Raw genomic sequence first — 19,978 nt, forward strand, 5'->3', positions numbered from 1 at the left:
CGCGCCGGGCTATTTGCCCCGCAGCCCCGCCGTTTCCGCCAGCACTTCGGACGCAAAGGCCGTGCGCGGCAGCTTGTAGAGCGATTTGAGATAGGCCCTGTCATGCGCGGTCAGCTCGCGCGGCGCTGTGTCCGGTGCGGCAAAGGCCGACAGGATCGTGTGGGGCGCCTTGGCCGCGCCGGCACCGATTTCGCCGGTCGGGGCAAGCAGACGCAGCGTGACATAATCCGCTATCTGCACAGGATCGCGCCCAGCGGCCGCTGCGCTCTCGACCATCACCACGGTGGTCACCAGGTCTTCGGGGGTGCGCAGGAAGGATCGTTCCTTGGTCCAGTTCTCGCCGCTCCCGTTCAGTCCGCCCGCTGCGTCACCTTCGCCGATGCGCGGGGTCTGTTCCACGGTCTGGAACACGAAGGCCGGGCCGCTTCCGGCGAGAATGGCATCGGTCTCGCGCTCGCTCAGCCGCTTGAACAGCTTGCGGCCCTCGGCGCGGAATTGCACGATCTGGGCGCGGGGGTCGTCGGAGAAGGTGACCAGGGCATTCGCCCTGCAACCGGCGCGGCGGAGCGGCACGCCGGCGGCCCTGGCGTTGGCGATGATGCGGCGGGCGACGGCATTGCCGAAATCCTGATCTTCGGCTGCGACCACCAGACACAGGGGTGAGCGCAGCCGGGCGAGCGGACGGCGGGCATCGGGCTCTCCGGCGATGGCCGTGGCCAGCGCGAGGGGCGAGGGCGCATCTGCCGCCTGACCCTGGGTGCCGGCATCTCCCTGCGCCTCGCCCTGTCCGGCGAAGGCAGGGACGGCGGTGGCGGATGCGGCAAGGGCGGCGATCATGGTCAGGGCGTGCTTCACGGGGACGTCTCCTTCAGATGGAAAATCAACATTTTGCGGCTTAATCTCTGATGAACGATGCCCGTTCACGCTTCTCCGGACCGGCTGCGCGGGCTGCGCTGGCGATGTCAGTCCGGTGACTTTCCACCGCCGCGTTGCCGCCCCGCGCTTGCTATCCGCGCCCCCCGGCTTACCTTCGCGACTCAAGGACGAGGGATTGTCCCTTGGCCTGAGCCAAAGGAACCTATGGGCCGACGACCCTCCCGTGCCGGACATCCGGCTCTTTCGCCCGATCCCCGCGGTATTCCGGAGCCCCGGCGCGCCCGCGTTGATCTGACCTTCGAGAACCAGGCGCTGCTCGGCCCGCTGTTCGGGCAGTTCGATGCCAATCTGGTGCAGGTCGAAAACCGGCTGGGGGTCTATATCCACGCCCGCGGGCATCAGGTCGTGATCGAAGGGCCGGAAGACGATGTCGCCCGCGCCCGCGAGACCCTGAAGACCATGTATGACCGGCTGGCGCGGGGCGAGGCGCTGGATAGCGGCGCGATCGAATCGCTGATCGCCATGTCGGCCGAACCGACGCTGGAGGGGATCATTTCGGGCGAGCATGACGGCCCGCCGATCATGATCCGCACGCGCAAGAAAACCATCGTGCCGCGCTCGGCGACGCAGATCGAGTATATGCGCAGCCTCGCCAAGGACGATATCATCTTCGCGCTCGGCCCGGCGGGGACGGGTAAGACCTATATCGCGGTGGCGCAGGCGGTGAGCCAGTTGATCACAGGCAGCGTCCAGCGCCTGATCCTCTCGCGCCCGGCGGTGGAGGCAGGGGAGAAACTGGGCTTCCTGCCCGGCGACATGAAGGAGAAGGTCGATCCCTATCTGCGCCCGCTCTACGATGCCCTCAACGACTGCATGCCGCCCGAACAGGTCGAACGGCGGCTGGCCAATGGCGAGATCGAGATCGCGCCGATCGCCTTCATGCGCGGGCGCACGCTGGCCGACAGCTTCATCATCCTCGACGAAGCGCAGAACACCACGCGCGAGCAGATGAAGATGTTCCTCACCCGCTTCGGCCAGAACAGCCGCATGGTGATCTGCGGCGACCCGCGGCAGGTCGATATTCCGGGTGGGCCGAGGATGAGCGGCCTCAACGACGCGGTCGAGCGGCTGGAGGGTGTCGAAGGCTTCGGCACCATCCGCTTCAGCGCCGCCGACGTGGTGCGCCACCCGATCGTCGGCCGGATCGTCGAGGCTTATGAGGGCAAGGGCGAGGACGAGGCGACCTGATCCGGGGACATGAAGCATCCCGATAGCGATACCAGCACATGGCCACACATCTGGCTGGCCAAGTATGTTGTGCTTTACGGGCTGGTTCTGGCCTTTCTCGTTATGGCTTTCTACGAGCAGGATTACTGGTTTCTCGGTCTGTCTGCGTATCTCACCGGCGCGACAGCGTTCTTTGCCCGGCGCGCGGCGAATGAACGGATTGCGTGGGGCTGGCGTACCGGCCTTGCCGCGATAATCCTGACATGCTGGGCATTTGCGACTGTCATCGTATTCGCGATGCCGGGCGATACGAAAATCTGCTATGATCGATTGTCCAAACCTCACATATGGGCCCCGACCCTTAACATGGGTCCTGATCCCTTGTGCGATGGTATCCCATTGCGTGACGTAAAAACCGGCAGCCAGAGAGCCCGCTGAACCTTGCAACTCGATATCGACATCGAAGACTGGCCTGCGGGCGATTGGGAGGCTCTGGCGCAGCGCGCTGCTGCGGCTGCGGGCGAGGGTGAGCCTTGCCTTGCCAACCCGCGCCTGATCGCCAGCCTGCTGTTCACCACCGATGCCGAAGTCCACGCCCTCAACCGCGAATGGCGCGAGCGGGACAAGCCCACCAATGTCCTCAGCTTTCCGATGCTGGAGCGCCATGAGCTTGAAGACCTCGCCCCGGATGGCCCGCCCGAAATGCTCGGCGATATCGCGCTGGCTCACGAAACCTGCGCGCGCGAAGCGGCGGAAAAGGGCGTGACGCTGGAAGCCCACGCCACCCACCTGATTGTCCACGGGCTGCTGCACCTTGCCGGCCACGACCATGTCGATTCCGACGAACAGGCCGAAGCGATGGAAGCGCTGGAAACCCGCATACTTGCCAAACTGGGCATCGCTGACCCATATGGCGATTGAAACCAACAGGAGCTGTTTCGAAGGCCATGGCCGATTCTCCATCTTCTGCGCCTCAATCGGGAGACGCGGACAGTAGCGGCGGGCTCTGGCCTGCGTTGCGCAAGATCCTCGGCCTCGAAGGCGCGCGTTCCTTACGCGAGCAGCTTGAAGAGGCGATCGACGAGCACGAGGACGAAAACCGCGGCTCGCCATCCGACAGCACCGGCAGCGGCGGCGATCTGTCGCGGGTCGAGCGGCAGATGCTGCGCAACCTGCTGCATTTCTCCGAACACGATGCCGATGACGTGGCCGTGCCGCGCGGCGAGATCATCGCGGTCGATGCCGCGCTGAGCTGGGCCGAACTGGTCGCGGCGTTCAGCGAACACGGCCATTCGCGCATGCCGGTCTATCGCGAGACGCTGGATCAGGTGATCGGCATGATCCACATCAAGGATGTGTTCCCGTTCCTCGCCAATGGCACCCCGCCGCCGGAGGACTGGACCACGCTGATGCGCCAGCCGCTTTATGTGCCGCAGGCGCGCGGGGCGCTGGACGTGCTGGCCGACATGCGCACCCAGCGCGTGCATCTTGCAATCGTGCTCGACGAGTTTTCGGGCACCGATGGCCTCATCACCATCGAGGATCTGGTCGAGGAGATCGTCGGCGATATCGAGGACGAGCATGACGATGCCCCGCAGGCGCTGATCGTGCCGATCGGCGAGGGGATGTGGGATTGCGACGCCCGCGCCGAGCTGGAAGATATCGCCAAGCAGATCGACCCGCGCCTTGCCGAGGTGGAAGAGGCGGTCGATACGCTGGGCGGGCTGGCCTTCGTGCTGGCCGAGGCGGTGCCTGCGGTCGGCACGGTGCTGGAACATCCGAGCGGCTGGCGGATCGAGGTGACTGCGGGCGATGAAACCCACGTCACCCGCCTGCGGCTGCACCCGCCGGTGGACGCCGAAGAGGTGCAATAGTCGCAACCTCGCCACAGTGGTTGCAATTTTTCTTCGATTTTTTGCATCCGAATGGCATCTCGGGCGTATCTCTGCCACCAAGGAGAGAGATCATGCCTGCACGCCGCTTGCCCCCCCTTCGCGCACTGGAAGCCTTCATGCGCACTGTCCGCCTCGGATCGGCGCGGGCGGCGGCGGAAGAGATCGGCCTCAGCCCGTCTGCCCTGTCGCGGCGGATCAGCAATCTGGAAGAATTCGTCGGCAAGAAACTGTTCACCCGCGCGCGCCAGTCGATGCAGCTGACCGACGAGGGCCAGGCGTTCTACGAGGCGGTGAACCCGCATATGGAGGCGCTGGCGCGGGCGGTTGAAAGCCAGTCGGACAATATCGCGCTGCTGCGCCTGCGGCTGGGCGTCTTGCCGATGTTCGGCAGCCAGCGCCTGTTCCCGCGGCTCGGCGAATTGCGCAAGCGCCACCCGTTACTGCACATCGACATCGACACCGCGCCGCACCTTGAAGACCGCGTGGGCGACACGCTCGACGCCGCGATCATCCTGTCACGCGGCCCGGCGAGCGGGCTGCACGCGGTGCGGCTCGACCATAATCTTGTCCACGCCATTTGCAGCAAGGACACCGCGCGCGCCATCGGCCATGAAGTCACGCCCGAGACGATGGCCAAGCAGACCTTCCTGATCCACAACGAACTGCCCGAAAGCTTCGCCGCGTGGAAAAAGGCCAACGGGCTGGAAGCGATGACCCCGGCGGCGATCGACCATTACGATTCGGGCGCGCTGATGCTGGAGGCGGCAGCGCAGGGCCTCGGCATCGCGATCATGCACGACGATCACCTGCGCCGCGCCAATGACAACCGCCTCGTCAATCTCCCCGGCAAGCCGGTGGAGAGCCCCTATTCCTACTGGTTCGTGTGCAAGCCGGTGGCGCTGGAAAGCCGCCCGGTGCGGATCTTCCACGACTGGCTGGTGCGCGCGGGGCTTTAGTTATTGGACACCTTCGCTGGCGCGTTGTCTGCATCGCGCGTCAGCGAACGGACACATCAATCCGCCGCCTCGCTCTTCGGTTCATACCGCACCGGGGCAACCGTGTGCGCGAAGGGGCGCAGCGGCTTGCCGAGAATCTCGACCAGTGCCTCCTCGATCCGGCGGCGCGATTCCTGGCTGATCGCCTTGCGTCCGCGGAAATCCTCGGGGGAAAAGGGTTCGAGGAAATTCACCCGCAGTTTGAAGGTGCCCTTGCGTGACAGCACCCGCTTGGCGTTGTTGATCCCGCTTTCCTCGCCGATCCAGCCGATCCACTCCGCCACCGGCCCGTAATCGAGCACCACCGGCTGCACCAGCACGCCGGGCGGCGGGGGTTCGAGCACGGAGAGCATCGAGGTCTTGAACGGCAGCAGCGATTGCCCGTCGGTGGTGGTGCCTTCGGGGAAGACCGTGACCGACCAGTTATCGACCAGCGCTTCCTTCAGGGCATTGATCTGTTCGGCCACGCCCATGCGGTGTTCGCGCTTGACGAAGACCGTGCGGTTGAGGCTCGCGAGCCAGCCGACCACCGGCGCCTCGGCCAGTTCCGCCTTGGCGACGAAGGCCGTGCCGCTCGCGCCGGCCAGCGCAAGGATGTCCACCCACGAGAGGTGATTGGCGACATAGAACACGTCGCGCTTCAGATGCGTGCCGATCACCTCGACCTTCGCGCCGCACACCCGCGCGGCATAGCGCAGGAACAGCATCGGGAAGGGCGAGCCGTAGGACAGCGTGCGGTAAAGGTAGTGCAGCGGCACGAACACGATGATCAGCGCCACCAGCGCCAGTGCGCGCAGGGTCAGGCGGACCCAGCCGGCCCATGACACCGGCGTGCTTTCGCCCCGCGCCGCGGCGGCGCGCAGTTCCGCCTCAGTCATTGCGAGACAGGCGGACGCCGTAAAGCTCCATGCGGTGATCGACGAGGCGATAGCCCAGCCGCTCGGCAATCTGGCGCTGGAGCGCTTCGACTTCGGGATCGACGAATTCGACCACCTTGCCGGTCTCCACATCGATCAGGTGATCGTGATGCGCTTCGGGCACGGGTTCGTAACGCGAACGGCCATCGCCGAAATCGTGGCGGTCAAGGATGCCCGCTTCCTCGAACAGGCGGACGGTGCGGTAGACCGTGGCGATCGAGATGCGCGGATCGATCGCGGCGGCGCGGCTGTGCAGCAGTTCGACATCGGGGTGATCGTCGCTGTCGGACAGCACCTTGGCGATCACCCGGCGCTGTTCGGTGATGCGCAGGCCCTTTTCGGCGCAGAGTTGTTCGAGATCGATTTTCTGGTTCAAGGAAAGCTCCATCGCCGCTGCGGCCATCCGGAAGGGGGCGGGCCGCCCTAAAGCAAAGCAGCCTCATCCTTATAGGGACGAGGCTGCTTGCTCAAGCTGGCACGCTGCCCTCTCAACAGGGGCGGCTGTGCCGGCAATGCTGTGCGCGACCGGAGGGCGGATCAGGCCTTCTTGGTGCGGCGGGTCTTGGCGACCACGGTGCCCGGCTTGCGGCCCAGACCGATCTTCTTGGCGAGATCGCGGCGCGTTTCGGCGTAGTTGGGGGCGACCATCGGGTAATCGGCGGGCAGGCCCCAGCGCGCGCGGTAATCTTCGGGCGACATGTCGTAATTGGTGCGAAGATAACGCTTGAGCATTTTCAGCTTCTTGCCGTCTTCAAGGCAGACGATGTAATCCGGCTTCACCGAATTGCGGATCGCGACTGCCGGCTGCGGCTTGGCTTCTTCGACCACCGGGGTTTCGCCAAGATTGGCGAGCGCGGTGTAGACATTGGTGATCAGACCGGGAAGATCAGCCACCGCGACATCATTGTTGCTGACATGCGCAGCGACGATGTCGCTGGTCAGCGTGATAAGCGTTTCTTTCATTTCCATTTCCAGTTCCTGCATGAGTTCCTCTTGGCATCGTTGATCATGTGCCAGTAATTCGCCCATGCCGTATGTAAAATCTGTTTGCAACCATGCCGCATTGCGTATTCCCGCCTTTGCGGCCAGCAGTGCGAGACTAGATTGCGCGTGCGAAAGTAATCGCATCAATTCGCTCGCCATTTGCCATGCGGTAATAGTTTCGCCGCTCGCCGATCGGTTCGAAACCGAATTTGCTGTAGAGGTGGATAGCCGGGTTGCCGCGGCGCATTTCAAGGAAAATGCTGGCAATTCCGCGCGCGCGGGCTTCGGCGAACAGGCGTTCGATCAGCGCAGCGCCCACGCCGCGCCGCCGTGCGCCGGGGGTGACGGCGATCAGCAGCAGCTCTTCCTCGTCGAGCACATGGCGGGTGAGGACGAAGCCGGCGGGGCTGGGGGCCGTTACCGCATCATCCGCAATCGGCGCGCCATCGGCGTCCACCACCAGCGCATGGGTGTTGGGCATCGCCAGCGCATCGGCAATCTGGCGGCGGTTCCACGCCTCGCCATAGGCCGGATCGAAGGCGGCCTCCATCACCACCATGATCCGGTCGACGAGAGCGCTGGCAGCGGTCATGCGGGCCGGCGCTCCGCCATCGGGGTGGCATCGGCCCCGCGCCCGTAAATCGGCGCAAGGTTGGTGGTCAGCAGCTGTTCCGGCAGCAGCACGACCTGTGATGCGTCGGGCAGCAGGTCGATCACGTTCCGCTCGTCACCCAAAAGCGCGGCGAAAGCGGCGGCGCGGTTACCCGCGATCACCGCCTGCGCGCCCAGACCAAGCGCGGCCTGCGGGGCAAGCGAGCGCACCGCGCCTGTCGGGGCAGCGTCGGCAAAATCCTGCACGAACCATTCGCCATGCCCGCCGTTGACGCAGACCGTGACCGGCGCTGCGGGGTGTGCGGCCTGCGCCTGTGCGGCGATCAGGGCGAGGGTGGGGTAGCCGAGCACCTGCGCCCCCCAGGCAATCCCCAGCGCCCGCGCCGTGGCCAGCCCGATCCGCACCCCGGTGAAGCTGCCGGGGCCGAGACTGACGAGGATACGTCCGCTGCGACCCTTGTCCGGCAGGGCGGCGATCATCGGCACCAGCGCCTCGGCATGGCCGCGCCCGATCACGCGGTGATCATGCGCGATCCGTTCCGCGCCCTCGAACAGGGCGACAGAGCAGGCCTCGGAGGCGGTTTCGATGGCGAGCATCCGCATGATCCGCGCCCTGCCGCAAGGCAGAGGCGCGTGCAAGCGGCGAGATGCGCGTCAGGCGATGGTGTTGAAGGTGCCGAAGTCCGGGCGCGGCGAGCGGCCGAAGATGCTTTCTGGATCGCCATAGCCGACCGAACAGATGAAGTTCACGCGGTGGCGCGGCGCGTCGGCGAAGAACGCGGCATTGACCGCTGCCGGATCGAAGCCCGACATCGGCCCGCAATCGAGCCCAAGTGCGCGGGCAGCGAGCATCAGATAGGCGCCCTGCAAGGACGAATTGCGGAAGGCCCCTTCCTTGCGGCCTTCCTCGTCACCCTCGAACCAGCTTTTCGCGTCGGTGTGCGGGAACAGCCACGGCAGTTCCTCGTGGAAATCGATGTCGTATCCGATCACCGCGGTGACCGGGGCGGCAAGCACCTTGGCGCGGTTGCCCTCCATCACGCAGTCGGCGAGCTTCGCCTTGGCCTCGGCCGATTTGACCCACACGATCCGGGCCGGCTGCATATTGGCCGAGGTCGGGGCCATCTTCATCAGGTCCCAGATGGCGTGCAACTGTTCGTCCGACACCGGCTTGTCGAGCCAGCCGTTATAGCTGCGCGCTTCGGTAAACAGCTGCGCCAGCGCTTCGGGCGAGAGGGCGTGATCGTGGAACTGCTGCGTCATGCCGCGCGCACCTCGGTAACTTCGGGGACGTAGTGTTTGAGCAGGCCTTCGATGCCGTGCTTGAGCGTTGCGGTGCTCGACGGGCAGCCCGAGCATGAGCCTTGCAGGGTGAGGTAAACCACCCCGTCGCGGAACCCGCGATAGGCGATATCGCCGCCGTCACCGGCCACGGCGGGGCGCACGCGGGTTTCGAGCAGCTCGTTGATTGCAGCGATCACTTCGGCGTCTTCGGGGCGTTCCTCGACCACGGCTTCGTTTTCCGCCGGAACGCTGATGCCGCTCGCGGTGCCGCCTGCAAACAGCGGAGCCTGCGACACGAAATGGTCGAGCAGGATCGCGATCACCTGCGGCTTCAACGCGCTCCAGTCAGCCCCCGGCGCGGCGGTGACGCTGACGAAATCGGCGCCGAAAAACACGTTCACCACCTCGCCGGTATCGAAGATCGCCTGCGCCAGCGGGCTGGCCTCGGCGGCTTCGGGGCTGGCGAATTCGCGGGTGCCGGCATCCATCACCGCCTGACCGGGCAGGAATTTGAGAGCGGCGGGGTTCGGAGTGGTTTCGGTTTCGATGAACATGGGCCGCATTTAAGACCGATTTTGTCGGATTTCAAGCACGCAAAGCCGCTGCGCAAAGTCGAAAGCGGGCACAGCAGCATTCACTATCGCTTCAGGCTTTGCCGTCTTATAAGCGGCGCATGACGTTGCTTTCCCGCGCCAGTCGCACCCTCGTCGTCGTGCTTGCCACGGCTGTGATGCTTCAGCCGGTCGTGGCCCAGCAGACCGCGCCGCTCCCGCCGCCGCAAGCCCCTGCCGCACCGCCGGTGCCGGCCCCGCAGGCGCTCCAGACCGGGGATGTCACTCCCTGGCTCTATCGCGGCTCGGACGTTCCGGTCGATAGCAAGTGGCTGTTCGGCGAGATGCCCAACGGGCTGCGCTATGCCGTGCGCCGCAACGGCGTGCCGCCGCGGCAGGTTTCCATCCGGGTGCGGATCGATGCCGGATCGCTGCACGAGGAAGACAGCGAACAGGGCTTTGCCCACCTGCTCGAGCATCTGCTGTTCCGCGAAAGCAAGTATCTGGGGCCGGCCGAGGCGATTTCCGCATGGCAGCGGCTGGGCGCGACCTTCGGCTCGGACGCCAACGCCGAAACCAGCCCGACCCACACCGCCTACAAGCTCGACATTCCCAATATCGACGATGCCAAGCTGGGCGAGAGTTTCAAGCTGCTGTCGGGCATGATCCGCGAGCCGGTGCTGAACGATGCCAATGTCGCCGCCGAACGCCCGATCGTGCTCGCCGAAAAGCGCGAACGCGGCGGGGCGGGGCTGCGCATGGCCGATATGACGCGCCAGACCTTCTTTGCCGGGCAAAGGCTGGCGGTGCGCAACCCGATCGGCACCGAAGACACACTCAAGGCGGCCAGCGGCAAGAGCGTCAAGGCGTTCTACGACCGGTGGTACCGGCCCGAAAACACGGTGATCATTGTCGCCGGCGATGCCGATCCGATGGTGCTGGCCGGCCTTGTCGAACAGTGGTTTGGTGACTGGAAAGGCAGCGGCCAACCCGGCGTTGCGCCCGATTTCGGCGATCCGGTGGCCCCGGCAGGCGCGCAAGATGCGCCCGGCACCGGCACTCCGATCGGGGAGCTTGCGGTGGGGGTCGAACCCGATCTGCCGCGCAGCCTGACCTATGCTGTTATGCGCCCCTGGCGCCCGGTCGAGGATACGATTGTCTATAACGAAGGCCTGCTGCTGGACGCGGTGGCACAGGCGATCATCAACCGCCGGCTGGAAGCGCGCGCCCGCGGCGGCGGCAGTTTCCTTTATGCGCAGGTCCAGCAGGACGATGTCTCGCGCTCGACCGATGCGACTTTCGTGACCTTCGCGCCGCTGACCGATGACTGGCAGGCCGCGCTTGCCGATGTGCGCGCCGTGATCGCCGATGCGCTCACCAATCCGCCAACGCAGGAGGAGATCGACCGCGAGGCCGCCGAATTCGACGTGGTGTTTGCCAACGAGGTCGAACAGGAAAGCGTGCAGTCCGGATCGGACCTCGCCAACAATCTCGTCAACGCGGTGGACATCCGCGAAACGGTTGCCGCGCCGCAGGTGGTGCTCGATGTGTTCAGGGGCATGAAGCCGCGGCTGGTGCCGGACGAGGTGCTGGCACGCACCAAAGCGCTGTTCGAAGGCACGGTGACGCGCTCGGTCTATGTCACGCCCAACGCGGGCGAGGCCGATGTCGCGGCGCTCCGGCTGGCGCTGGCGAGCGAGGCGCGGGTCGATGGCAGCGCGAGGCTTGCGGCGCAGACGATCAGGTTCGACGATCTGCCGCCCGTGGGTGCGCCCGGCACAATCACCGGCCAGCGTCCGCTTGGCGTGCTCCAGATCGAACAGGTCGATTTCGCCAACGGGGTGAAGGCGCTGGTGTGGGCCAATGATGCCGAACCGGGCCGCGTCACCGTGCGGGTGCGCTTCGGTGCGGGCTACCGCGCCTTCGACAAGGACAACGCGGTCTACGCTCCGCTGGGCGAGGCGGCGCTGGTCGGATCGGGGCTTGGCGAACTGGGCCAGAACGAGATCGACCGGCTGGCCACGGGCCGCAAGCTCGGCTTCGATTTCGGCATCGACGATGCAGTGTTCACCCTGACGGCGCAGACCCGTTCGGAGGATGTCGGCGACCAGCTTTATCTGTTCGCCGCCAAGCTCGGGATGCCGCGCTGGGACAAGGATCCGGTGATCCGCGCCAAGGCGGCGGCCGAACTGGCCTATAATACCTATTCGACCAGCCCCGGCGGCATCCTCAACCGCGATCTCGAATATCTGGTGACCGGCGGCGACCAGCGCTTTGCCACACCCGATCCGGCCGCGCTGAAAGCGGCGACCCCCGAAGGCTTCCGCGCAGTTTGGGAACCGTTGCTGAAGCAGGGCCCGGTCGAAGTGCTGGTGTTCGGCGAATTCGATCAGGCCAAGGTGATCGAGCAGTTGCGCCGGACCTTCGGTGCGCTGGCGCCGCGTGATCCGATCGATCCCGACGTGGCCAAGCGCGTCCCCGGCTTCGCGCCGCTGGCCGATGCGCCGGCGGTGGTCACGCACCGCGGCGATGCCAATCAGGCCGCTGCCGTGGTCGCCTGGCCCAGCGGCGGCGGGGTCGCCAGCTTGCGCGAAAGCCGCCAGCTCGAAATCCTCACCCAGCTGTTCAACAACCGCCTGCTCGAAGCGCTGCGTGAACGCGCCGGGGCAAGCTATTCTCCGCAGGTCTTCTCCAGCTGGCCCGAAGATCTGGCGAGCGGCGGGCGCATTACCGCGCTGGCGCAGCTTGAGCCCGAATTCGTGCCGGTGTTCTTTGCCGAGGCTGACCGGATCGCGCGCGATCTGGCCGCCAACCCGCCCACCACCGACGAGCTGGCGCGGGTGACCGAACCGCTCGGCCAGCTGATCCGCCGCGCATCGACCGGCAACCAGTTCTGGCTCTATAACCTCGAAGGGGCCGCCTTCGATCCCCAGCGGGTGGCCTTGCTGCGGACCCTGCTGGCGGATTATTCGCAGACCAGCCCGCAGGTGATGCAGTTCCTCGCCGATCGCTACCTTGCCAAGGGGATACCGTTCCGGCTGGCGATCATCCCCGAAGGGCAGTCGCTGGCGCAGGCTCCGGCGGCGGGTGGCGGGGCCATGCCTGTCGCCACCGCCTTGCCCGCCGGGCGCTAGAGTGCTTTCAGTGGCCGGGAAATAATATTGTCCAAAGCGGCATTGCCGCTTTACAATTCGTGCCGCGCTCCTGTAGCGGGCGCCCCCGCGCAAGGGTTGCGCGCAATGGAATGGAAGAATGTGACCGTGCCCGAGATCTGGACCCCCGATAGCTGGAAGGCTTACGAAGCGCGCCACCTGCCGCATTACGAAGATGCCGCAGAACTGGCCGAGGCGGAAAAGACCCTGTCCTCCTATCCCCCGCTGGTGTTTGCGGGCGAGGCGCGGGCGCTGAAGGCCGATCTGGCGCAGGTCGCCAATGGCCACGGGTTCCTGCTGCAAGGCGGGGACTGCGCGGAAAGCTTTGCCGAATTCCACCCCAACAACATCCGCGACACCTTCCGCGTGCTGCTGCAGATGGCGGTGGTGATGACCTTCGCTTCGAAGCGTCCGGTGGTGAAGGTGGGGCGCATGGCGGGCCAGTTCGCCAAGCCGCGCTCCGCCCCGACCGAGACGATCGACGGTGTGACCCTGCCGAGCTATCTGGGCGACAATATCAACGGGATCGAATTCGACCCCGTCAGCCGCCGCAATGATCCGGCGCGCATGGTGAAGGCCTATTCGCAGGCGGCGGCCACGCTCAACCTGCTGCGCGCCTTTGCCGGTGGCGGCTATGCCAACCTGCGGCAGGTTCACCAGTGGACGCTCGATTTCATGGGCCGCACCCCGTGGACCGAGAAGTTCGCTGAAATGGCCGACCGGATCGGCGAGGCGCTCGATTTCATGGAGGCCTGCGGGGTCGATCCCGGCACGGTGCCGCAGCTGAAGGGCACCAGCTTCTACACCAGCCACGAAAGCCTGCTGCTGCCTTACGAACAGGCGATGACGCGGCAGGATTCGCTGACGGGCGATTGGTATGCGACGAGCGCGCATATGCTGTGGATCGGGGATCGCACGCGTTTCCCCGGCTCGGCGCACATCGAATATGCGCGCGGCATCGGCAATCCGCTCGGCATGAAGTGCGGGCCGAGCCTTGAGCCCGACGCGCTGCTGCGGCTGCTCGATGACCTCAACCCCAAGCGCGAGGCGGGGCGGATCACGCTGATCAGCCGCTATGGCCATGACAAGGTCGAAGACGGCCTGCCCAAGCTGGTGCGCGCCGTGAAGCGCGAAGGCCATCCGGTGGTGTGGAGCTGCGATCCGATGCACGGCAACGTGATCAAATCGGATAATGGCTACAAGACACGCCCGTTCGATCGCATCACCCGCGAGGTTAAGGGCTTTTTCGCGGTCCACCGCGCCGAAGGCACACATCCGGGCGGCATCCATATCGAGATGACCGGGCAGGATGTGACCGAGTGCGTCGGCGGGGCCGTGGCGATCACCGAGGAACGCCTTGGCGACCGCTACCACACCCATTGCGACCCGCGTCTCAATGCCGAACAGTCGCTCGAACTGGCGTTCCTCGTGGCGGAAATGCTCAACGAGGCGGCGGGAGAGCGTGCGCCGGAGGTCAGCGCCAACGCGGCGTGAAACCTCCGCGCGTCCCGTGCGTTGGCGCGGGATGGACGGATATAACAGCGACATTATCGTGATCGGCGGCGGCATGGCGGGGCTTTCCGCCGCCACCGCTCTGGCGCCGGGCGGGCAGAGCATCATCGTGCTCGACAAGGGGCGCGGCCCCGGCGGGCGCATGGCGGCGCGGCGGGTGGAGATTAGCGGCGAGACAGTCAGCTTCGATCACGGTGCGCAATACTTCACGGCCCGCGATCCTGCCTTCCAGCAGGCTGTTGCAGGCTGGGAAGCGGCAGGGGTTGCCGCGCGCTGGCCTGCGGCGGGCGATGATGCCTGGGTCGGCACGCCGGGCATGAACGCCTGCGTCAGAAGCTTGGCCAGCGCGCTCGATGTGCGCTGGGGCGTGCGCGCCGAACACTTGCGGCGCGATGGTGCGCTGTGGGTCATCGGGGCGGGCGAGCACAGCTTTACCGCCGCCACAGTGCTCGTTGCTGTGCCTGCCGAACAGGCCGCCGTGCTGCTGGCCGATGTCGCGCCCGGTCTCGCTGCGCTGGCGGGCGGGGTGCAGTCGGCCCCGTGCTGGGCAGTGATGGCGGGCTTTCCCGCCCCGCTTGGCCTTGCCGCCGATACCTACCGCTCGGACACCGGCCCGGTCAGCTGGGCAGCGCGCAATTCCGCCAAGCCGGGCAGAGCGGGGGCCGAAACATGGGTGATCCACGCCTCGCCAGCGCGCAGCCGCGCATTAATCGATCTGCCGAAGGAAGAGGTCGCGCAGCTTCTGCTCGCCGATTTCCTTGACGCCACTGGCGCAGCCCCGGCCACGCCGCAGCATCTTGATGCGCACCGCTGGCTTTACGCTCTGCCGCAAGCGATCGGGGGCGAGGGCGCGCGGTTCGATCCGGTTTTGCGGATCGGGATTGCCGGTGATTACCTCCACAGCCCGCGGGTCGAAGGGGCGTGGCTGTCAGGCCGGGCGCTGGCGCAGGCGGTGCTTCAGGAGCGGGTTGCCAGCACGTCGTAATGGTGCCCGCGCCCGTATTTGGCAAAGCGGGTGAAGCCGGCGGCGCGCAGCAGCGTCTCGATTGCGGCCGCGCTGGCCCAGCGGTCGTCAACCTCGTAGAAGATCGCCTGTACGCGGGCGAAGGCGACGGTCTTGGCGAGTTCGGCGATCACCACCGCTTCCAGCCCTTCGACATCGATCTTCACGAACATCGGGTGTTCGCCCGCCAGCAGCGGATCGACGAGCGGGGCGTCGATGGTGCGGATCGTCACGCCGCTGCCGCTGTTCTGCCCTTCGCGGCCTGCCAGCGTGGCGGTGCCGGTGTGATCGGCAGCGACGCTGATCGTCACTTCGCCCACGCTGTCGGCGATGGCAAGCGGATGCAGGACAGTGCGCTCAGCACCGCCATTCAGCGCGACATTGGCGGCAAGGCGCGCATGGGTCGCAGGCACCGGCTCGAAGGCGATGATCTGGCGGCAGTGCGGGTTCTGCGCGGCGATGAGTGAATAGAGCCCCTGATTGGCGCCGATATCGACAAACACGAAATCGTCGCGCTGGCCTAGCAGCAGGTCGGCGAGATCGCGGCCATAGGTGCCGAAGATGCAGTAACGGAAGGTGGTATCCTGCCAGTTGGGCACCATCAGCACGCCATAGCTTGACCGCACGGCCGCCTCGCCCCGCGCCGCCAGCACCGGCGAAAGCACCGCCGCCTTGAGCTTGCGCGCTGTCTTGACCACGCCGTAGCGCCAGAAATCCACAAAGCTGCTCACGCGGGGGTCTTTCCTTCGCAAAACGCACTGATCGCATCTGCCGCCCGCTCGGCCGAGGGGCGGTCCGACAGCGAGAAGGTCGCATCGATCAGCGCCTGTTGGGTGGGCGCATAGTCGCAATGCGAGGCGAGGGCAGCATCAATCGCATCGAGCAGCCCGTCGGCGCTGTCCAGCACCGGTCCTGCGCGCCAGTGCAGGTAGTTGGGATCATCCTGCCATGCCACGCCATGCGCGTTGAGGAACAGGCAGGGGCGGGGCTCGCGCAGAAATTCATACACTTGGCTGCTGACATCGCCGATGTAGATATCGGCGCGGTTGGTGTAGCTCATGTCGCTGCTGGCCGCGCTGCCGGTGTCGATGTGGATGCGCGGCTGGTCGCGGTATTCCGGTCCGGGCGGGGTCACACGGGCAAGGCTGGGCGGATCGACGGTCACGACCCATTTGCGCTCGAACAGCATCACATGCGGCGCGAAGATCAAGTTGTAGCGATCCTGATCGCGAAACGCCTCCAGCACTGCCGCGCCGTGCCGGAACCAGCTCGACAATTTTGGCGAGGGGTGGGGGTTGTAGATCACCGTGGGCCGCTGCGGCGCGGGAAAGCTGTCGGCAAAGCGGTTGCCCGCGCACAGATCGAACTTGGGGTAGCCAACCAGCGCGATTTGTTCCGGCGAAAGCCCCGCATCTGCCATCAGCCGGTCGCGGATCTTGGGGCCGGAGACGAGCACCAGATCGAAGCCTGCGCTTTCGCGGTTGAACCCGATGGCCCGGTCGCCGGCACCATGGCGGGTGTGGATCAGCTTCAGATTGTCGAGACCATAGCGGGTCTTGAGCAACAGTGTGGTCTTTTCCGACACCACCACCGCATCGAAGGTGCGGAAGAAATCGAGATTGTCGCGGTAGACCAGCAGCTTGGTGGCAGGGACCAGCTGTTCCAGCACGCCCGCCAGCAGTTGCGATCCGCCGCGCTTCAGCCCCAGTTGCACCAGTTCCACCCGCGCCAGCGTGGCAGGATCGGCCTGTCGCTCGATCTCGGCACGGATCGCAGGCTTCACATAGGCAAGCACGATCCGGTGCTGGCCCCGCGCTGCCAGTGCCAGCGCGATCGGCAGGGAATGGGCCAGCTGGTGCGTCTGGTCGTGGTTGAACAGGAAACAGATGCGCTTCATGCCGCGCTCCAGTCGGCCTGGCCCCAGCCTTGCTGCGGCCTTGCATGGCGGCCCACCAGCACGCCCTTGTCGGCAAAGGTCAGGATCGGCGCATCGCTGGCGTGGTCGGTATAGGCGGTGATGTGCAGGCCAGCGCGGTCAAGCCCGTCCGCCGCCAGCCATTCCTCGACACGGGCCACCTTGATGCTGCCGTAGTTGTTCTCGCCATCGATTGTGCTGAGCAGGTTGCCCGCACCATCGCGCCGGTGGCGGGTGGCGATGCACGCTTCGAAGCCGAGCGCCTGCGCCATCGCTTCGGCATAGATTTCGGGTGCGGCGGTGACCAGCACAAGGCGGGTGCCCGCGGCGCGGTCTGCCGCGATCTGCGCCAGCGCGCCGGGCTGGATGTTGCGTTCGAGCTGCCGCGCCACGAAAGCATCGATCCGCGGTTGCAGCGCAGCGCTGCGCACCACCTTGCCGACCAGCAGCGCGAGGCCGAATTGCTTGAGCGGCTTGCGCCCGTAGAGCTTCGCCTTGTAGCCCAGCATCGCCAGCACCCACAGCGGCACGCCCAGCAGCCGCAGCGGGTTGCCGCCCGCCGCCATGTGGACGAGGAAGGGCGTGAAGGTCGGTGCAAAGGTCACCGTGCGGTCGAGATCGTAAAGGGCAAGGCGCTGCACGGTCAGCCCCGCTCCGCCAGCAGGCGTTCGGCCAGCGCGTGATCTTCGGGCTTGTCGACATCCACGCCCATGCGGCCGTCGGACAGCAGCACCGGCACCGCCCGCGCGCCGAGCTTTGCGCCCGCTGCCGCCAGTGCGCCATGCAGGGTCAGGCGCTTCAGCAGGAGCTTCACCATCAGCACCGGCCCGAAATGGGCAGCAAGGCGCAGCACCGATTTGCGATCCTGTTCGACCCGCTCCCAGAACCGCAGCGCATAGGCTGCGCCGGGTCCGGTCAGGGCGAACAGGTTGGCGCCGGTGTAGGCACCGCCCCTGAACGCCAGCCAGGTCCGGCGGTTGGGGCCGACAGCCTGTTCCAGATTGCCGCGCTCGACCATCGCCACCGCCACATCGCCCGCATCGGAGCTGGCACCGGTGACAAACTCGGCCACGGTTGCGGGGGTGAGCATCACATTATCAGCAGTGGTCACCAGCACCGGCAGGCCGATGGCGGGATCGCTGACAGCGGCCAGCACCGATCCGCTGATGGTGCGGCCCGAAACCCGTGCCTCGATCCGCGCGTCATGCGCAGCCCACGCCAGCGCGGGATCGGCGAGCAGTTCGGAGGCATTCTGGGCGAGGACGATAATCCGCGCCACCTGCGGCGTATCCGCCAGCGCACGCAGCACGCGGCCCAGCATTGGCTCGCCCGCGACCGGGATCAGCGCCTTGGCCTGCAATCCGAAATGGGCGGCCACCGGATCGATACCCGGACGCTGTCCGGCCAGCACCAGCGCGGTCCAGCCGGGGGATGCGTCATTCATGGCGTGGGGCAACCTCGGGCAAGCGGGGTGGAGGACGCCGCTCTGTCATGGCCGCGCCCCGATTTGTCAAGAATCGCCCGCGCGCCGCGTTATGCGGCCATCGGTGCCGGGCAATAGCGCTTCAGGTAATCGCCATGCCCCGGCATGTGCTGCACGAGATAGCGGATGGAACGCTCCATCTCGTTGACTTCCTCGACGGTTTTCGCCGGGTCGAGCGCATCGGCCATCGCGTTGTGGCCGCCCATGCGGATGCCCTGACCCATCATCACCGCCGCCCAGCTGGTTTCGGTGAACAGCTCGTCCTCCTCGCGGAAGATCTGGCCGTTGGCGCGGAACAGTTCGACCTTTTCGGTCAGGCTGTCGGGCACCTCCATCGTGCGCACGTGGTTCCAGAAATCGGAATCGGTGCGGCTGGTGGCGTTGTAATGCAGGATCAGGAAATCGCGGATGCGGGCATATTCGCGGCCCGTCAGGCGGTTGAAGGTATCCTCCTGCACCTGTGTGATCCCGTCGAGCGACAACAGCGAGATCAGCTTGTCGATCCCGGTGTTGATGAGGTGGATCGAGGTTGATTCGAGCGGCTCCATGAAGCCCGCCGCCAGCCCCAGCGCGACGACATTCTTGTTCCAGAACTTCTTGCGGCGCCCGGTGACGAAACGCAGCCAGTTCGGCTCGGCCTGCGGCTTGCCCGCAATATTGCCGAGCAGGATGTCGAGCGCCTGCTGGTCTTCCATGAAAGCGCTGCAATAGACATGGCCGTTGCCGTTGCGGTGTTGCAGCGGCACCTGCCATTGCCAGCCGGCGCTGTGGGCCGTGGCGCGGGTGAAGGGCGGGGGTGGGCTGCCGTCCTCGCGCTGGCAGGGCAGGGCAACCGCGCGGTTGCAGGGCAGATAATTGCTCCAGTCGTCATAGCCGGTCTTGAGCGCCTGTTCGATCAGCAGGCCGCGGAAGCCCGAGCAATCGACGAACAGATCGCCATCGAACTGCCGCCCGTCATCCAGCGTCACACCGGTCACGAAGCCGCTTTCGCCATCCAGCGCGACATCGGCAATCCGGCCTTCATGGCGCACCACCCCGCGGGCCTCGGCAAACTTGCGCAGGAACATGGCGTATCGGCCCGCATCGAGGTGATAGGCATAATTGACCGGCGGCAGATCGTCGCGCTGGTAATCCTGCGTGCGCGCAAACTTGCCGAAATAGGCGGCCATGGTTTCAAGGTTGAAGACCTGGATCGGCCGCTTGTCCCCGCTTTGCGCCATGCGGTGCCAGACGTGGTGGAAGCTGATGCCGCCCATGGTGTAGCCATAGGCGCCGAAGGGGTGGATGTAGCTGTCGCCCAGCTTGCCCCAGTTTTCGAACTGGATGCCCAGTTTGAAGGTGCCGCCGACCTCGGCCAGCATTTCCGCCTCGTTGATGCCGAGTAGATCGTTGAACCCGACAAAGGGTGGAATCGTTGCCTCGCCCACGCCCACGGTGCCGATGCTTTCGGATTCGATCAGCGCGATTTCCACAGCCCGCCCGGACTTGATGCGTGACAGCGCAGCGGCTGCCATCCACCCGGCCGTTCCGCCGCCGACGATAATGATGCGTTGAATTGCCACGTTTTTTCCA

21 protein-coding genes are annotated in these 19,978 nt (G+C 66.0%); 8 read left to right on the forward strand and 13 right to left on the reverse strand.

From position 1 onward, the window contains the following. Positions 1-9 precede the first annotated feature (9 nt). Entirely contained in the window at positions 10-855 is an 846-nt protein-coding gene (locus ACU0AG_RS08385) for a hypothetical protein (RefSeq protein ID WP_482781812.1), read from the reverse strand. 225 nt (positions 856-1,080) lie between these two features. Between ACU0AG_RS08385 and ACU0AG_RS08390 the strand changes: the two genes are divergently transcribed. The 5 genes from ACU0AG_RS08390 to ACU0AG_RS08410 all read left to right on the forward strand — a co-directional run bounded on the left by ACU0AG_RS08390 (position 1,081) and on the right by ACU0AG_RS08410 (position 4,954). After that, complete coding sequence (locus tag ACU0AG_RS08390; RefSeq protein ID WP_482781813.1) at positions 1,081-2,124, forward strand: PhoH family protein; 1,044 nt, start codon at positions 1,081-1,083, stop codon at positions 2,122-2,124. Between the two features lie 9 nt (positions 2,125-2,133). Further along, entirely contained in the window at positions 2,134-2,541 is a 408-nt protein-coding gene (locus ACU0AG_RS08395) for a hypothetical protein (RefSeq protein WP_482781814.1), read from the forward strand. Positions 2,542-2,544: 3 nt separating this feature from the next. Continuing rightward, positions 2,545-3,024, forward strand: coding sequence for an rRNA maturation RNase YbeY (gene ybeY, locus ACU0AG_RS08400; protein ID WP_482781815.1), 480 nt, complete (start codon positions 2,545-2,547; stop codon positions 3,022-3,024). Between the two features lie 26 nt (positions 3,025-3,050). Beyond that, positions 3,051-3,977, forward strand: coding sequence for a hemolysin family protein (locus tag ACU0AG_RS08405; protein ID WP_482781816.1), 927 nt, complete (start codon positions 3,051-3,053; stop codon positions 3,975-3,977). Positions 3,978-4,069: 92 nt separating this feature from the next. Next, positions 4,070-4,954, forward strand: coding sequence for a LysR substrate-binding domain-containing protein (locus ACU0AG_RS08410; protein WP_482781817.1), 885 nt, complete (start codon positions 4,070-4,072; stop codon positions 4,952-4,954). Positions 4,955-5,010: 56 nt separating this feature from the next. Here the strand turns inward: ACU0AG_RS08410 and ACU0AG_RS08415 are convergent, their stop codons facing one another. The 7 genes from ACU0AG_RS08415 to ACU0AG_RS08445 form a co-directional block, all read right to left on the reverse strand. Next, positions 5,011-5,871 (reverse strand): lysophospholipid acyltransferase family protein, encoded by an 861-nt coding sequence (locus ACU0AG_RS08415; protein ID WP_482781818.1) that lies wholly within the window; start codon positions 5,869-5,871, stop codon positions 5,011-5,013. Beyond that, on the reverse strand, positions 5,864-6,286 hold the full coding sequence (locus ACU0AG_RS08420; protein ID WP_482781819.1) for a Fur family transcriptional regulator: 423 nt from the start codon (positions 6,284-6,286) through the stop codon (positions 5,864-5,866). Before ACU0AG_RS08420 ends, ACU0AG_RS08415 begins: the two co-directional genes overlap by 8 nt. Before the next feature lie 161 nt (positions 6,287-6,447). Then, a complete protein-coding gene (locus ACU0AG_RS08425) occupies positions 6,448-6,894 on the reverse strand; it encodes a Ros/MucR family transcriptional regulator (RefSeq protein ID WP_482781820.1) in 447 nt (148 codons plus the stop codon). A 115-nt stretch (positions 6,895-7,009) separates the two neighbouring features. Then, positions 7,010-7,486 carry a GNAT family N-acetyltransferase gene (locus ACU0AG_RS08430; protein ID WP_482781821.1) on the reverse strand — a complete coding sequence of 159 codons (477 nt, stop codon included), beginning with the start codon at positions 7,484-7,486 and terminating at the stop codon, positions 7,010-7,012. Further along, on the reverse strand, positions 7,483-8,109 hold the full coding sequence (gene tsaB, locus ACU0AG_RS08435) for a tRNA (adenosine(37)-N6)-threonylcarbamoyltransferase complex dimerization subunit type 1 TsaB (protein WP_482781822.1): 627 nt from the start codon (positions 8,107-8,109) through the stop codon (positions 7,483-7,485). Before tsaB ends, ACU0AG_RS08430 begins: the two co-directional genes overlap by 4 nt. A gap of 51 nt (positions 8,110-8,160) precedes the next feature. Beyond that, positions 8,161-8,769, reverse strand: a complete 609-nt coding sequence (locus ACU0AG_RS08440) for a malonic semialdehyde reductase (RefSeq protein WP_482781823.1) — start codon at positions 8,767-8,769, stop codon at positions 8,161-8,163. Next, positions 8,766-9,344 (reverse strand): NifU family protein, encoded by a 579-nt coding sequence (locus ACU0AG_RS08445; RefSeq protein WP_482781824.1) that lies wholly within the window; start codon positions 9,342-9,344, stop codon positions 8,766-8,768. The genes ACU0AG_RS08440 and ACU0AG_RS08445 overlap by 4 nt, the downstream gene beginning before the upstream one ends. 119 nt (positions 9,345-9,463) lie before the next feature. Between ACU0AG_RS08445 and ACU0AG_RS08450 the strand changes: the two genes are divergently transcribed. The 3 genes from ACU0AG_RS08450 to ACU0AG_RS08460 all read left to right on the forward strand — a co-directional run bounded on the left by ACU0AG_RS08450 (position 9,464) and on the right by ACU0AG_RS08460 (position 14,990). Continuing rightward, complete coding sequence (locus ACU0AG_RS08450; protein ID WP_482781825.1) at positions 9,464-12,475, forward strand: M16 family metallopeptidase; 3,012 nt, start codon at positions 9,464-9,466, stop codon at positions 12,473-12,475. A 105-nt stretch (positions 12,476-12,580) separates the two neighbouring features. Next, positions 12,581-13,987, forward strand: coding sequence for a class II 3-deoxy-7-phosphoheptulonate synthase (locus ACU0AG_RS08455; protein ID WP_482781826.1), 1,407 nt, complete (start codon positions 12,581-12,583; stop codon positions 13,985-13,987). 31 nt (positions 13,988-14,018) lie between these two features. Then, positions 14,019-14,990, forward strand: a complete 972-nt coding sequence (locus ACU0AG_RS08460; protein ID WP_482781827.1) for an NAD(P)/FAD-dependent oxidoreductase — start codon at positions 14,019-14,021, stop codon at positions 14,988-14,990. Here ACU0AG_RS08460 and ACU0AG_RS08465 read toward each other — a convergent pair. The 5 genes from ACU0AG_RS08465 to ACU0AG_RS08485 all read right to left on the reverse strand — a co-directional run bounded on the left by ACU0AG_RS08465 (position 14,963) and on the right by ACU0AG_RS08485 (position 19,968). After that, positions 14,963-15,739, reverse strand: a complete 777-nt coding sequence (locus ACU0AG_RS08465) for an FkbM family methyltransferase (protein WP_482781828.1) — start codon at positions 15,737-15,739, stop codon at positions 14,963-14,965. The two genes, ACU0AG_RS08460 and ACU0AG_RS08465, sit on opposite strands and share 28 nt — an antisense overlap. Continuing rightward, positions 15,736-16,905: a hypothetical protein gene (locus tag ACU0AG_RS08470; RefSeq protein WP_482781829.1), complete on the reverse strand. Its 1,170-nt coding sequence runs from the start codon at positions 16,903-16,905 to the stop codon at positions 15,736-15,738. The genes ACU0AG_RS08465 and ACU0AG_RS08470 overlap by 4 nt, the downstream gene beginning before the upstream one ends. After that, positions 16,902-17,564 (reverse strand): HAD family hydrolase, encoded by a 663-nt coding sequence (locus ACU0AG_RS08475; protein ID WP_482781830.1) that lies wholly within the window; start codon positions 17,562-17,564, stop codon positions 16,902-16,904. The genes ACU0AG_RS08470 and ACU0AG_RS08475 overlap by 4 nt, the downstream gene beginning before the upstream one ends. A gap of 2 nt (positions 17,565-17,566) precedes the next feature. Continuing rightward, positions 17,567-18,367 carry a nucleotidyltransferase family protein gene (locus tag ACU0AG_RS08480; RefSeq protein ID WP_482781831.1) on the reverse strand — a complete coding sequence of 267 codons (801 nt, stop codon included), beginning with the start codon at positions 18,365-18,367 and terminating at the stop codon, positions 17,567-17,569. Positions 18,368-18,456: 89 nt separating this feature from the next. Further along, positions 18,457-19,968: a tryptophan halogenase family protein gene (locus ACU0AG_RS08485; RefSeq protein ID WP_482781832.1), complete on the reverse strand. Its 1,512-nt coding sequence runs from the start codon at positions 19,966-19,968 to the stop codon at positions 18,457-18,459. Between the last annotated feature and the right edge of the window lie 10 nt (positions 19,969-19,978).

The sequence above is a fragment of the Erythrobacter sp. RANMB8 genome (genome assembly GCF_056848235.1).